Annotated in this window: 11 protein-coding genes; 6 read left to right on the plus strand and 5 right to left on the minus strand. The window is 67.2% G+C overall.

Going from position 1 to position 13,219, the window contains the following annotated elements; all coding sequences use genetic code 11:
* The first annotated feature begins 20 nt into the window (after window positions 1-20).
* A complete protein-coding gene (locus LC039_RS06680; RefSeq protein WP_226622516.1) occupies window positions 21-1,349 on the plus strand; it encodes an NAD(P)/FAD-dependent oxidoreductase in 1,329 nt (442 codons plus the stop codon).
* Between the two features lie 92 nt (window positions 1,350-1,441).
* Here the strand turns inward: LC039_RS06680 and LC039_RS06685 are convergent, their stop codons facing one another.
* The 5 genes from LC039_RS06685 to LC039_RS06705 all read right to left on the minus strand — a co-directional run bounded on the left by LC039_RS06685 (window position 1,442) and on the right by LC039_RS06705 (window position 6,661).
* Complete coding sequence (locus LC039_RS06685) at window positions 1,442-1,951, minus strand: CarD family transcriptional regulator (RefSeq protein ID WP_066105780.1); 510 nt, start codon at window positions 1,949-1,951, stop codon at window positions 1,442-1,444.
* A gap of 315 nt (window positions 1,952-2,266) precedes the next feature.
* Entirely contained in the window at window positions 2,267-2,605 is a 339-nt protein-coding gene (gene fdxA / locus LC039_RS06690; RefSeq protein WP_092430094.1) for a ferredoxin FdxA, read from the minus strand.
* 49 nt (window positions 2,606-2,654) lie between these two features.
* Complete coding sequence (locus LC039_RS06695; protein ID WP_226622517.1) at window positions 2,655-3,038, minus strand: RNA-binding S4 domain-containing protein; 384 nt, start codon at window positions 3,036-3,038, stop codon at window positions 2,655-2,657.
* A 12-nt stretch (window positions 3,039-3,050) separates the two neighbouring features.
* Window positions 3,051-6,020, minus strand: a complete 2,970-nt coding sequence (locus tag LC039_RS06700) for a helicase-related protein (RefSeq protein WP_226622519.1) — start codon at window positions 6,018-6,020, stop codon at window positions 3,051-3,053.
* 77 nt (window positions 6,021-6,097) lie between these two features.
* Window positions 6,098-6,661, minus strand: a complete 564-nt coding sequence (locus LC039_RS06705) for a hypothetical protein (RefSeq protein ID WP_226622521.1) — start codon at window positions 6,659-6,661, stop codon at window positions 6,098-6,100.
* A gap of 65 nt (window positions 6,662-6,726) precedes the next feature.
* On the opposite strand from LC039_RS06705, the gene LC039_RS06710 reads away from it, so the two are divergent.
* The 5 genes from LC039_RS06710 to LC039_RS06730 all read left to right on the plus strand — a co-directional run bounded on the left by LC039_RS06710 (window position 6,727) and on the right by LC039_RS06730 (window position 13,116).
* On the plus strand, window positions 6,727-7,017 hold the full coding sequence (locus LC039_RS06710) for an SCP2 sterol-binding domain-containing protein (protein WP_226622522.1): 291 nt from the start codon (window positions 6,727-6,729) through the stop codon (window positions 7,015-7,017).
* Entirely contained in the window at window positions 7,017-7,985 is a 969-nt protein-coding gene (locus tag LC039_RS06715) for an alpha/beta fold hydrolase (RefSeq protein ID WP_226622524.1), read from the plus strand. Before LC039_RS06710 ends, LC039_RS06715 begins: the two co-directional genes overlap by 1 nt.
* A gap of 49 nt (window positions 7,986-8,034) precedes the next feature.
* Complete coding sequence (locus LC039_RS06720; RefSeq protein ID WP_226622525.1) at window positions 8,035-9,051, plus strand: ligase-associated DNA damage response exonuclease; 1,017 nt, start codon at window positions 8,035-8,037, stop codon at window positions 9,049-9,051.
* Entirely contained in the window at window positions 9,048-10,640 is a 1,593-nt protein-coding gene (locus LC039_RS06725) for an ATP-dependent DNA ligase (protein ID WP_226622527.1), read from the plus strand. The genes LC039_RS06720 and LC039_RS06725 overlap by 4 nt, the downstream gene beginning before the upstream one ends.
* A gap of 181 nt (window positions 10,641-10,821) precedes the next feature.
* A complete protein-coding gene (locus LC039_RS06730) occupies window positions 10,822-13,116 on the plus strand; it encodes an arginine/lysine/ornithine decarboxylase (RefSeq protein WP_226622528.1) in 2,295 nt (764 codons plus the stop codon).
* Window positions 13,117-13,219: the final 103 nt, after the last annotated feature.

A 13,219-nucleotide genomic window follows, 5' to 3' on the forward strand; every position in this document is an offset into this window, starting at 1 on the left:
CAGATCCGAATGCCTCGACCATGTCCAACACTTCCAAGCAGACCCCCAAGCCGCCCCAGATCGTCATCGTGGGCGCCGGCACCGCCGGACTCAATCTCGCGACGCGCCTGAGCCACCGCTTCGGCCATGCCGGCAAGGCCGAGATCACCCTGGTGGACGAGAACCTCTCGCACATGTGGAAACCCTCGTTGCACGAGTTCGCAGCCGGCACCAAGGGCTTCGACGAAGAGATCAGCCTGCTCGAGCATTCGCATCGCAACGAATACAACTTCCGGCTCGGGCGCTTCGTCGGCATCGACCGCGAGAAGCGGCTCGTGCAGCTTCAGGCGGTGAACGACCCCGCCAACCGCCCGCTCGCCCCCAAGCGCGCCCTGCCCTACGACATCCTGGTGCTGGCCATCGGCAGCCGCTCGAACGACTTTGGCACACCCGGCGTTGCCGAGCACTGCATGATGCTCGACACGCCCAATCAGGCAAAGCGGCTGCAGGCCGAGCTGCTGAACCTCTTCCTGCGCTTCCAGACGGGCGCGCTGTGCACCCAGAACGACAAGCTGGAGCTGACCATCATCGGCGCCGGGGCGACCGGGGTCGAGCTGGCTGCCGAGCTGCGCGAGGCCGCCGGCCAGTTCGCCCGCAACGGCATCCACAAGGTGCGCCGCCCCGACGCGGTGACCATCCGCGTGATCGAGGCCGCGCCGCGGGTGCTGGGCGCCCTGCCCGAGAACATCTCGGCCAAGGTCGAACGGCACCTGCGCGAGCTGCACATCGACGTGATGACCGGCGCCAAGGTGGCGCGGATCGAGCCCGGCTCGGTGCATCTCGCCGACGGCACGGCGCTCAGCTCGAACCTGACGGTCTGGGCCGCGGGCGTGCGGGCGCCCGAGGTGATCGGCCAGCTTGACGGGTTCGAGACCGGCAGCCTCGGCCGCCTGAAGGTGCGCCCCACCCTGCAGACCTTCGCCGACGACAACATCTACGCGCTCGGCGACTGCGCCGACTGCCCCTGGCCGGCCAAGGAGACCTCGCTGCCGCCGCGCGCGCAGGTCGCCACGCAGCAGGCCGAGTTCATGGAGCGCCAGATCGCCGCACAGCTTGCCGGCAAGCCGCTCAAGGCCTTCTCCTATGCCGATCACGGCTCGCTGGTGGCGATCAGCAACGAGGGCGCCGTGGGCTCGCTGATGGGCAAGGCGATCGGCACGATCACCATCGAGGGCTGGCTGGCGCGCCGCGCCTACCGCTCGCTGCACTTCCTGCACCGCAAGTCGGTGCTGGGCACCTGGCGCGCCACCCTGGGCGCCCTGCTCGGCGGCGCCTCGCGCCGCATCCGTCCCAAGCTGAAGCTGCACTGAGGGAACCGGACGAGCCTCTCGCCCTCCTGCTGCCAAAGAAAAAGGGCTGCCCCGCGGGGCAGCCCTTTTGATGTCGTCGGAAGTGTCTGCGATCAGGCGGCGCGCAGGCCGAGGACCTCGTCCACCTGACGGGCAGCGGCCACTTCATCGCCACCGGAGACGGCCGCGACTTCGCGGGTCAGACGCTCGAGAGCCGCTTCATAGAGCTGACGCTCCGAGTAGCTCTGCTCGCGCTGGTCGTCGGCGCGGTGCAGGTCGCGCACGACCTCTGCGATGGCGATCAGATCGCCCGAGTTGATCTTCTGTTCGTATTCCTGCGCCCGGCGGGACCACATGGCGCGCTTGACCTTGGCCTTGCCCTTGAGCGTCTTCATCGCCTGGCTCACCACGTCCGGCGAGGACAGCGAGCGCATGCCGATCTCGGTCGCCTTGTGGGTCGGAACCCGCAGCGTCATCTTGTCCTTCTCGAAGGAGATCACGAAAAGCTCCAGCTTGAGGCCGGCGATTTCCTGCTCCTCGATCGACATGATCTGACCCACGCCATGGGCCGGGTAGACCACGTAGTCATTCGGGCGGAATTCGTTCTTCTTGGTCTTGGTCATCCAACAGCGTCCTTAGCAGCAAAACCTTGAGCACACGCGACAGAAGACGGACGGGATGCTAGGAGATGCATTCCGTTCGTCTGGTTTTACGCGAAAAGCTTAACCCCCGGGGTGCAGACCGGCCCGGTCATGTGTGCATGGTTTCAACATGAGTGGCGCAGAACATAGCACAAAATGAACGTCTTTCCTAGGAGCGCCCGGGCCCGGAAAGATGTTTTTTAAACCAAGGCTTTGAGTGCCCGTACACGGCCTCGTGAGCGGGGATTGGCGCTTCGGGCACGAATCGCGCCCCGCGCCAGGCACCATTCAGCCCTGTCAGTCGCCTTCGCCCGGGGCTTCCGAGAAGTACTTGGTCATCTTGTCGGCCTCGCCGTCGCGCTCTTCGGCTTCGGGCAGCGGGTCCTTCTTGGTGATGATCACCGGCCAGAGTTCCGCGTACTTGCGGTTGAACTCCACCCACTTCTCCATGTCCGGCTCGGTGTCCGGGCGGATTGCGTCGGCCGGGCACTCGGGCTCGCAGACGCCGCAGTCGATGCATTCGTCGGGATGGATCACCAGCGTGTTCTCGCCCTCGTAGAAACAGTCCACCGGGCAGACTTCCACGCAATCGGTGTATTTGCAGGCGATACAATTTTCGGTGACGACGTAGGTCATTGCTGTCTCTCAAAGGCTGATAGGCGCTTAGCTAGACCAGCAAACGAGATCATTCAAGCGCCCGGCCACGATCAAGATCGAGTTTCCTGCGGTCGCGCTTGGTCGGACGAGAATTGCCTTCGAGGCGCTGCACCGGCGGAACGTCGTCCTCGGATTTCGGCTGCGGAGGATCAAGATCCTCGTAGAGTTGCTGCGCCTCGGGCGCCGGGCCGCGGCGCTCGCCGAGCGCCACGACCTTGATCACGCGCACCTGGCGCGCCTGGCTGAAGGTCAGCACATCCCCCGGCCCCACGTTGAAGGCCGGTTTCGACACGTTGAGCCCGTTCACCCGCACCCCGGCCGAGACCGCCTTGGCCGACAGGCCCCGCGTCTTGAAGAAGCGGGCCTGCCAGAGCCATTTGTCGATGCGGAGCTTGGGAGCCGGATCAGCCACGCGCGCTGCGCCTCAGGTCTTGTCCTTGAAGCCCATGAGCGCTGCGGCGAAGGGGTTGTCCGGATCGATCCGGTCCTTCTTCTCGGGACGGGATTCGAAGGTCTTGGGACCCTTCGGACCGCCCTTGCCGCCGCCCTTCGGGCCGCCCTTGCCGCGCGGCTTGCCGCCGGCCTTGGGGCCACCCTTGCCGCCGCCGCGCGCCTGGCGACCGCCTTCGCGGCCCCCCTCGCGCGCAGCGTCACGGCCGCCTTGGCGGCCCCCACGCGCGCCGCGGTTGCCACCCCAGGTGAAGGTGTAGAACACCTCGGTCTCGGGGCCGGCCAGCGCCGCATCGGGGGCTTCGCCCGGAAGGATCTCGGTTTCCGAGGCCTCGGGAATGTTGTCGTCGACCTCGACGGCGTCCGGCGTTTCGGCAACCGGGGCCACGCCCTCGTCGTCGATCGTCTCGGAGCCGGCGACCACATCGGCGGCCTCGGGCGCAGCGGCCGGGTCGGCCATTGCGGCGGGGGTCGCCTCTTCTTCCTGCGCGGCGTCGAACACCGGCTCGTCCTCGCCCGGCGTGCCGGAGGGATCGGAGCTCTCGGTCAGCACCTTGTCGGCCGCGCGCACCTTGGTACGCTCGCCCTTCTCGGCGCGGTAGCCGAGGCCCTGCATGAGGTCGGAGAACTGTTCCAGCGTCATGCCGGTGATCGACAGCATGTCGGCCTTGGCCTCGAAGCCGCCGCGGCTGTCCTCGCTGCGCAGCATGTCGGCGAGACGCTCGAGCATGTCGATGCGGATCGCGCGCTCGCCCGCGGGGCGGTAGCCCGACAGGGTGTAATGCGCCATCGGCACTTCGCGCATGTTCGGCACGGTCACCAGGCCCGGCGGCGGTGCCTCGGGGAAGGTGTCGAGACCGTTCGACAGCGACCACAGCACCAGCCGCAGGCGCGTCGGCGCGGGCTTCAGCAGCAGCGGCATGAAGATTGTGTACTGGCCGAAGCGCACGCCGTGCTTGCGCAGCGCGCCGCGGGCGTCCTGGTCGAGTTGCTTCACCTCGTCGGCCACCTGGCCGCGCGGGATGATGCCCATCGATTCGATCAGACGGAAGGCGAAGCCGCGGGCGAGCCCGGTCAGCGTCTCGTCGTTCTGCATGTTCAGCAGCGGCTCGAAGAGCGCCGCGATCTTGCGGTCGATGAAATGCTGCAGGCGGCGTTCGACCTTCTGCGCGACATCGGGGCCGGCTTCGTCGTCGACGAAGACCGCGACGCGCGGCTTCAGCGCGTCGTCACCCTTGATCAGCTTGCCCACGGCCTGGTCGCCCCACATGAGGCCACCCTGCTCGGTGAAGTCGATCTCGGTATCGGGCGCGTTGTAGAAGCGATCCGCCCGCAGGTGGAAATGCGGCGCGAGCGCCTGCAGCGACGCTGTCTTCAGCGTCTTCGCTTCCTGTCCCGTTGCGCCGGCATCCTGCCGGAAGCGGAACCCTTCGAGCCGACCGACGAATTCGCCTTCGACGGTCACTTCTCCGTTCTCGTTCACCTCGGCCAAGAGGGCCTCCTTCTGCTTCAACCGCCGCATGAGCACTGATGTGCGCCGGTCAACAAATCTTTGCGTAAGACGCGCGTGGAGCGCGTCGGACAGGGCATCTTCTACCGCGCGGGTTGCCTCGCGCCAATGGCTTTCGTCATCGACCCAACCTTTGCGTTGCGCCACGTAAGTCCAAGTGCGGATAAATGCCAGCCGTTTCGACAACGCGTCAATGTCGCCATCGGTTCGATCGATGCGTTTCACCTGCCGCGCCATGAAATCGCGCGGAATGCTGCCGCGCTCGTGCAGGTGCTGGTAGATCACCTGCAGCATGGCGGCGTGTTCATTATGACTGATCCCGCGGAAATCGGGAATACGGCAGACGTCCCAGAGCAGCTTGACCGAGGCCGGATCCGAGGCGCGGGCGCGCACCTCCGCCTGCGAGTTCAGCGATTTGAGCGACATCAGGTCGTCCGCCTCGCGCGCCTTGACCAGCGACAGATCGTCCGGCGCCTTCTCGAGCGAGTCGATCAGCGCCTCGGGCGAGCCGAATTTCAGCTGCGGATTCCGCCAGTTGAGCTTCTTGAGCGGGGTGAAGCTGTGGCTGGTGATAGCCTCGACCCAGTCCTCAGGGATCTGCCCGGCCTCGCCGGTGGTGCCGAAGGTGCCGTCGCGCATACCCCGCCCCGCCCGGCCGGCGATCTGCGCCAGTTCGTTCGGCTGAAGCTCGCGCATCCGCCGCCCGTCGAACTTCCGCAGCGAGGAAAACGCCACGTGGTCGACATCGAGATTGAGTCCCATGCCGATGGCATCGGTCGCCACGAGGTAATCGACGTCGCCGTTCTGGTAGAGCTCGACCTGCGCATTGCGGGTGCGCGGGCTGAGCGCCCCCATCACCACGGCCGCCCCGCCCTTGGTGCGGCGCAGCAGCTCGGCGATGGCATAGACGTTGTCCACCGAGAAGCCGACGATGGCGCTGCGCGGCTGCATGCGGCTGATTTTCTTCGAGCCGGAGTACATCAGCTGGCTCATGCGGTCGCGGCGCATGAACTCCACGCCCTTCACCAGCTGCGAGATCGGCCCGCGCATGGTGTCGGAGCCGAGGAACAGCGTCTCGTTCAGCCCGCGCATGCGCAGCAGCCGGTCGGTGAAGACATGGCCGCGCTCGGGGTCGGCGCAGAGCTGGATCTCGTCGATCGCCACGAAGTCGCAGCCCATGCCCTCGGGCATCGCCTCGACGGTGCAGATCCAGTACTGCGCGCGCGGCGGCACGATGCGCTCCTCGCCGGTCACCAGCGCGGCGACCGAGGGGCCGCGGGCGGCTACGACCTTGTCGTAGACCTCGCGCGCCAGAAGCCGCAGCGGCAGTCCGATCATGCCGGTCCTGTGCGCCAGCATCCGTTCGATGGCGTAATGGGTCTTGCCTGTGTTGGTCGGGCCGAGAACGGCCGCGATCCGTGCGCGTTGGGCCATGGGAGGGGGCCTTGTCTTTCCTCTTCCGGTCTTGGCGTCTCCGGCGGGTCAGCCCGCCAGTTCCGTGTGCCGGTGCCTCAGAGTGAAACGCCGTTGACCTGCGTCTCGAGCCGTTCGATGGCCTCGGTGACATCGCTGTCATAGGGCCGAAGCTCAACTACCCGGGAATAGGCGCGATAGGCAAGGTCAAGATCGCCAAGCTCCTCGTGGATCGCCCCCACCCCCTGCAGCGCCCCGAAGTGGTTCGGGTTGAGCGCCAGCGTGTGCTCCAAAGCATCCATCGCCGGGCCGAGCGCATCCGAGGCGTAATAGGCCAGCGCCAGCGTGCTCCAGCCCTCGGCGAAGCCCGGCGCGTGATCGGTGAGCGCGGTCAGATGCTCGATGGCGGTCTGGAAATCGCTCACCTCCAGCGCATCGCGACCGCGCTTGAGCAGCAGGTCCATGGCGGGCGAGCCGGATTTCGACCATTCGCCCATCAGGTCGCGCTCCAGCCGGTCTGCGATCTCGGGGCTCGGCGCCTCGGCCAGCTCGGCCAGGAGCTCGTCCGCCCGGTCCGCGACGGCGGCACCAGGTAGGGAAAACGTGACTAGGGCCAGCGCCGCAAGCGTTCTAGATTTGAATTCGCGGATGAGGATGCTCATAGAGGGAAGTGTAGCGCACAGCTGGCGCTTTGCCAGCACAGGAATTCGTGAGGAGTGCCCGCAGGATGAGCGAAACGGTCAAGGCGGCAGTGGCCGCGCTGAACAGCAAGCTGGACGGAAAGGGATTCGCCGGCGTTGCCAAGTTCGTCATCGAGGGCAAAGGCAGCCTGATCGTCGACGAGAACGGCGCGCGGGTCGGGGATGACGAGGCCGACGTGACCCTCACCGCCGACACCGAGACCTTCCGCGCCATCATCGACGGCGAGAAGAACCCGACCACCGCCTTCATGACCGGCAAGCTCAAGGTCGACGGCGACATGGGCGCGGCGATGCGGTTGGCGGGGGTGCTGGCCTGATGCTCGACCCGGCCCCCTTCCATGCCGAGCTGGCCGATGGACCCGAGGGGGGCAGCGCCTTCTGGCTGCGCGCCGAGGACGGGCTGCGCCTGCGCATCGCCCATTACCCGGCCCCCGAGGCTGCCGAGGGCACGGTGCTGCTCTTTCCCGGACGCACCGAATATGTCGAGAAATACGGCCGTGTCGCCCGCGACTTCGCGGCGCGCGGCTTTCACGTCGTGGCGATCGACTGGCGCGGACAGGGGCTTGCGGACCGCATGCTCGAGGACGTGCAGACCGGCCACGTGCACCTTTTCGCCGACTACCAGAAGGACGTGGCGGCGCTGCTCGACGCGGTGGACATGCTCGGCCTGCCCCGCCCGCTGCACCTGCTGGCGCATTCCATGGGCGGCGCCATCGGGCTGCGCGCCCTGACCCGCGATCTTCCCGTCGCGAGCGCCGGCTTCACCGCACCGATGTGGGGCATCCGCATGCTCGGCCCCGTGCGCCCCGCCGCCTGGGCGCTGAGCTGGTCCGGCGCGCGCATGGGCATGGGGCATCTCTACGCCCCCTCGACCGGGCCCGGCAGCTACCTCGCCCGCACCGCCTTCGAGGGCAACGTGCTGACCACCGACCGCGCCGGCTGGGACTACATGCTGCGGCAGGTCACCGAGGTGCCCGAGCTGGCGCTCGGCGGACCGTCGCTGCGCTGGCTGCACGAGGCGCTGGCGGAATGCCTGTCGCTTTCGCGCCTGCCCGCGCCCGATGTGCCCTGCCTGACCTACCTCGGCAGCAACGAACGGGTCGTGGACCCGGCCCGCATCCGTGCCCGCATGGGCAGATGGCCCGGCGGGCGGCTCGAGATGATCCAGGCCGGCGAGCACGAGGTGCTGATGGAGGACATGGTGACCCGCAGCCGCATCGTCTCGCAGCTCGTGGCGCACTACCGGCAGGGCGCCGAGGAGGCACAGGCCGCCGAGCAGGCCTGATCCGCCGGCACATCTGGCTTCACGCCGCGCGCGCCCTATTCTTCCGGCCATGGCGGACCCGGTTCTCAGCTTCACCGAGCGCGGCATCTACTGCCCCGCGGCGGATATCTACATCGATCCCTGGCGGCCGGTGCCGCGGGCGCTGATCACCCACGCCCATTCCGACCATGCCCGCCCCGGACACGGCAGCTATCTCGCCACCCCGCTCACCGCGGCGATGATCCGCCACCGGCTGGGGGTCGAGGTGCAGGAACTGGCGTTCGGCACCCCGCTGCAGATCGGCGGCGCCACGGTCAGTTTTCACCCTGCGGGCCACGTGCCGGGATCAGCGCAGGTGCGGGTCGAGGTCGGCGGCGAGGTCTGGTTGGTCTCGGGCGACTACAAGCTGGAACCGGACGGGCTCAGCGAGCCCTTCGAGCCGGTGAGCTGCCATGCCTTCATCACCGAGTGCACCTTCGGCCTGCCGGTGTTCCGCTGGCAGCCGCAGGCCGAGGTCGCCACCGAGATCAACGGCTGGTGGCGCGCCAACCGCGAGGCCGGGCGCGCCTCGCTTCTGGGCGCCTACAGCCTCGGCAAGGCGCAGCGGCTGATCTCTATGCTCGACCCCGAGATCGGCCCGATCCTCACCCACGGCGCGGTGGAAGGCAGCAACGCCGTGCTGCGCGCCGCCGGGGCGTTCGCCTGCGAGACGATCCCGGTCACCCCGGACTTCGACCGCAAGGCGCATCCGGCACCGATGGTCGTCGCACCGCCCTCGGCCTTCGGCACCTCCTGGGCCCGAAAATTCGGCCCGGCGCAGACCGGCTTCGCCTCCGGCTGGATGCGGCTGCGCGGCGTGCGGCGACGGCGCGGGGTGCAGCGCGGCTTTGTCATCTCGGATCACGCGGACTGGCCCGCGCTGCTGCGCGCGATAAAGGAAACCGGCGCGGAAAGGGTATTTCCGACACATGGTTACGTGGATATCTTCGCGCAGTACCTGCGCATCGAAGGCTATGAGGCCACCCCGGTGCCCACCGAATTCGGCGGCGACGAAGACAATTCCGAGCAAACCGGAGACGCCGCATGAAGGACTTCGCGCGCCTCTTCACAAAGCTCGACCAAACCACTAGAACTTCTAAGAAAACTGCCGCTCTTACGGAGTTCTTCCGGACCGCGCCCGAGGCGGATCGCCTCTGGGCCGTGGCGCTCTTCTCGGGGCGCCGTCCGAAGCGGGCGGTGACCACCACCTTGCTGCGCGAATGGGCCGCCGAGCGGGCGGGCATCCCGCTCTGGCTGTTCGAGGAGAGCTACCCGATCGTCGGAGATCTGGCCGAGACCATCGCGCTGATCCTGCCCCCCGCCGCATCGCGCGAGGAGCGCGATCTGGCGCACTGGATCGGTGTCGTCAAAGGCCTGGCCGGGATGGAACCCGAGGCGCGCAGGGTAGCGGTGCTGGAGGTCTGGGACCAGCTCGATGCCACCGAACGCTTCCTGTTCAACAAGCTCATCACCGGCGGCTTTCGCATCGGCATCAGCCGCAAGCTGATGACCCGCGCGCTGGCCGAGGCGACCGGCGTGGACGAGCCCGCCATGGCGCTGCGGCTGATGGGCAACTGGCAGCCCGAGGACACCACGTGGGACCAGCTGACCGCCGAGGAGGACGCCACCGAGGACGAAAGCCGCCCCTACCCGTTCTGCCTCGCCTCACCGCTCGAGGCCGAGGCGGCCAGCCTCGGCGATCCCGGCGACTGGCTCGCGGAGTGGAAGTGGGACGGCATCCGCGGCCAACTCATCCTGCGCGGCGGCACGCATCATCTGTGGTCACGCGGCGAGGAGCTGATCACCGACCGTTTCCCCGAGTTCGCCCGCACGCCCGATTTCCTGCCGCCGGGCACGGTGCTGGACGGCGAGATTCTCGCCTGGAAGGACGGCGCCCCGCTGCCCTTCGCGCAACTGCAGCCGCGCATCGGGCGCAAGACCGTGCCGAAGAAGCTGCTGACCGAGGCGCCGGTGCGGATGCTGGCCTATGACCTGCTGGAGCACGAGGGCGCGGACATCCGCGCCCTGCCCCTGTCTGACCGCCGCGCCCGGCTCGAGACCCTGCTGAACGGGCTGCCGGAAGATGCCGCCGTGATGCCCTCGCCGCTTCTGGCCGAGACCGATTGGCCCGCCCTTGCCGCGCGCCGCGAACGCGCCCGCGAGCACCGTTCGGAGGGGCTGATGCTGAAGCACCGGGACTCGGCCTACCGCGATGGGCGCAAGCGCGGCGACTGGTGGAAATGGAAACTCGACCCGCTCAGCGTCGACGCGGTGATGATCTACGCCCAGCAGGGCCACGGCCGCCGCGCGAACCTCTTCACCGATTTCACCTTCGCGGTGAAGGACGGCAACGGGCTGGTGCCCTTCACCAAGGCCTATTCCGGCCTCACCGACGCCGAGTTCGACGAGATCACCCGCTGGGTGAAGCGCAACACCCAGCAGCGCTTCGGCCCGGTGCGGCAGGTCACCCCCGAGCTGGTCTTCGAGATCGCCTTCGAGGGGATACAGGAGAGCGCGCGTCACAAGTCCGGCATCGCGCTGCGCTTTCCGCGCATGGCGCGCTGGCGCCGCGACAAGCCGGTGGACGAGATCGACACGCTGGAGGGACTGAAATCGCTGCTCGGCGCCTATGGCTGAGGCCCGCCGCCCGCCGCGCCGGTCCACACGCAGGCCCTTGACGGGGACGGGTTCAAAAGAAAGAAACATCCGATCATTATAGGGGCATCACACCGCGCCCCGAAGACCCGCCCGGAACAGGGGCCCAAGGCCTCGGCGACCGCACATCCACCCAACGAAAGACCCCCTGTTGGAGAAAAGAATGAAGTTCCGCTTCCCCATCGTGATCATCGACGAAGATTTCCGCTCCGAGAACAGCTCGGGCCTCGGCATCCGCGCGCTCGCCGAAGCCATCGAGGCCGAGGGGTTCGAAGTGCTCGGCGTCACCAGCTACGGTGACCTGTCGCAATTTGCCCAGCAGCAATCCCGCGCCAGCGCCTTCGTCCTGTCGATCGACGACGAGGAATTCTCGCCCGGCCCCGAGCTTGATCCTGCGGTTCTGAACCTACGCAACTTCATCGAGGAGCTGCGCTGGAAGAACGAGGACGTGCCGATCTACATCTACGGCGAGACCAAGACCTCGCGGCACCTGCCGAACGACATCCTGCGCGAGCTGCACGGCTTCATCCACATGTTCGAGGACACGCCGGAATTCGTCGCCAAGCACATCATCCGCGAGGCGCGCAGCTACCTCGAGGGAATCCAGCCGCCGTTCTTCAAGGCGCTGCTCGATTACGCCGAGGATGGCTCCTACTCGTGGCACTGCCCCGGGCACTCGGGTGGAGTCGCCTTCCTGAAGTCGCCGATCGGCCAGATGTACCACCAGTTCTACGGCGAGAACATGCTGCGCGCCGACGTCTGCAACGCGGTCGAGGAACTGGGCCAGCTTCTGGACCACAACGGCGCCATCGGCGAGTCCGAGCGCAATGCCGCGCGCATCTTCAACGCCGACCACTGCTTCTTCGTCACCAACGGCACCTCGACCTCCAACAAGATGGTCTGGCACCACAGCGTTGCGCCCGGGGACGTCGTGGTCGTGGACCGCAACTGTCACAAGTCGATCCTGCACTCGATCATCATGACCGGGGCGATCCCGGTGTTCCTCAAGCCGACGCGCAACCACTGGGGCATCATCGGCCCGATCCAGCGCAGCGAGTTCGAGATCGAGAGCATCAAGGCGAAGATCCGCGCCAACCCGCTGCTCAAGGACGTGGATGCCGACACCGTGCAGCCGCGTATCCTGACCCTCACCCAGTCCACCTACGACGGGGTTCTCTACAACACCGAGGAGATCAAGGGGCTGCTCGACGGTTATGTCGAGAACCTGCATTTCGACGAAGCGTGGCTGCCGCATGCGGCCTTCCACCCGTTCTACGGCACCTATCACGCCATGGGGCGCAAGCGCGGCCGCACCAAGAAGTCGGTGACCTATGCCACCCAGTCGGTGCACAAGCTGCTGGCGGGGATTTCGCAGGCCAGCCACGTGCTGGTGCAGGACAGCGAAGAGACCAAGCTCGACCGGCACCTGTTCAACGAAGCCTACCTCATGCACACCTCCACCAGCCCGCAGTACAGCATCATCGCCTCCTGCGATGTGGCGGCGGCGATGATGGAGCCGCCGGGCGGCACCGCGCTGGTCGAGGAGAGCATCGTCGAGGCGCTGGAATTCCGCCGCGCCATGCACAAGGTCGACGAGGAGTACGGCGCCGACGACTGGTGGTTCAAGGTCTGGGGCCCCGAGGACTTCGACCACAACAGCGACGGCATGGGCCGGACCCGCGACTGGGTGCTGAAGAAGACCGACGCCGAGGGCGTCGAGAGCAGCGGCACTGACAGCTGGCACGGCTTCGGCGACATGGCGCCGGGCTTCAACATGCTCGACCCGATCAAGGCAACGATCATCACCCCCGGCCTCGATCTCGACGGCCGCTTCGACGACTGGGGCATCCCGGCCTCGATCGTCACCAAGTACCTGGCCGAGCACGGCGTGGTGGTGGAAAAGACCGGGCTCTACAGCTTCTTCATCATGTTCACCATCGGCATCACCAAGGGCCGCTGGAACACGCTGCTGACCGCGCTGCAGCAGTTCAAGGACGACTACGCCAAGAACCAGCCGATGTGGCGCTCGATGCCGGAGTTCTGCGCCAAGCACCGCCGCTACGAGCGCATGGGGCTGAAGGATCTGTGCCAGCACGTGCACGCGCAGTACGCCAAGTACGACGTGGCGCGGCTGACCACCGAGATCTACCTCAGCGACCTCACCCCGGCGATGAACCCCGGCGAGGCCTTCTCGCATATCGCCCGCCGCACCACGAAGCGCGTGCCGATCGACGAGCTCGAGGGGCGCATCACCACCTCGCTGGTCACCCCCTACCCGCCGGGCATCCCGCTGCTCATCCCCGGCGAGGTGTTCAACAAGCGCATCGTCGACTACCTGCGCTTCAACCGCGAGTTCGCCCGTGAATGCCCCGGCTTCGAGACCGATATCCACGGCCTCGTGCAGGAGCAGATGCCGGATGGCTCGGTGGAGTATTTCGCCGACTGCGTGGCGGAGTGACCTGCGGCCCGCGGGGCCGAGGGGCGCTGCCCCTCGGCGCTGCGCGCCTCACCCCGGGATATTTTCATCTAGACGAAGGGGCATCGTGCCAGCCGGCACCTTC

Origin of the sequence: Alloyangia pacifica, from assembly GCF_020524285.1 — a bacterium.
GTDB classification, from domain to species: Bacteria; Pseudomonadota; Alphaproteobacteria; order Rhodobacterales; family Rhodobacteraceae; genus Salipiger; species Salipiger pacificus_B.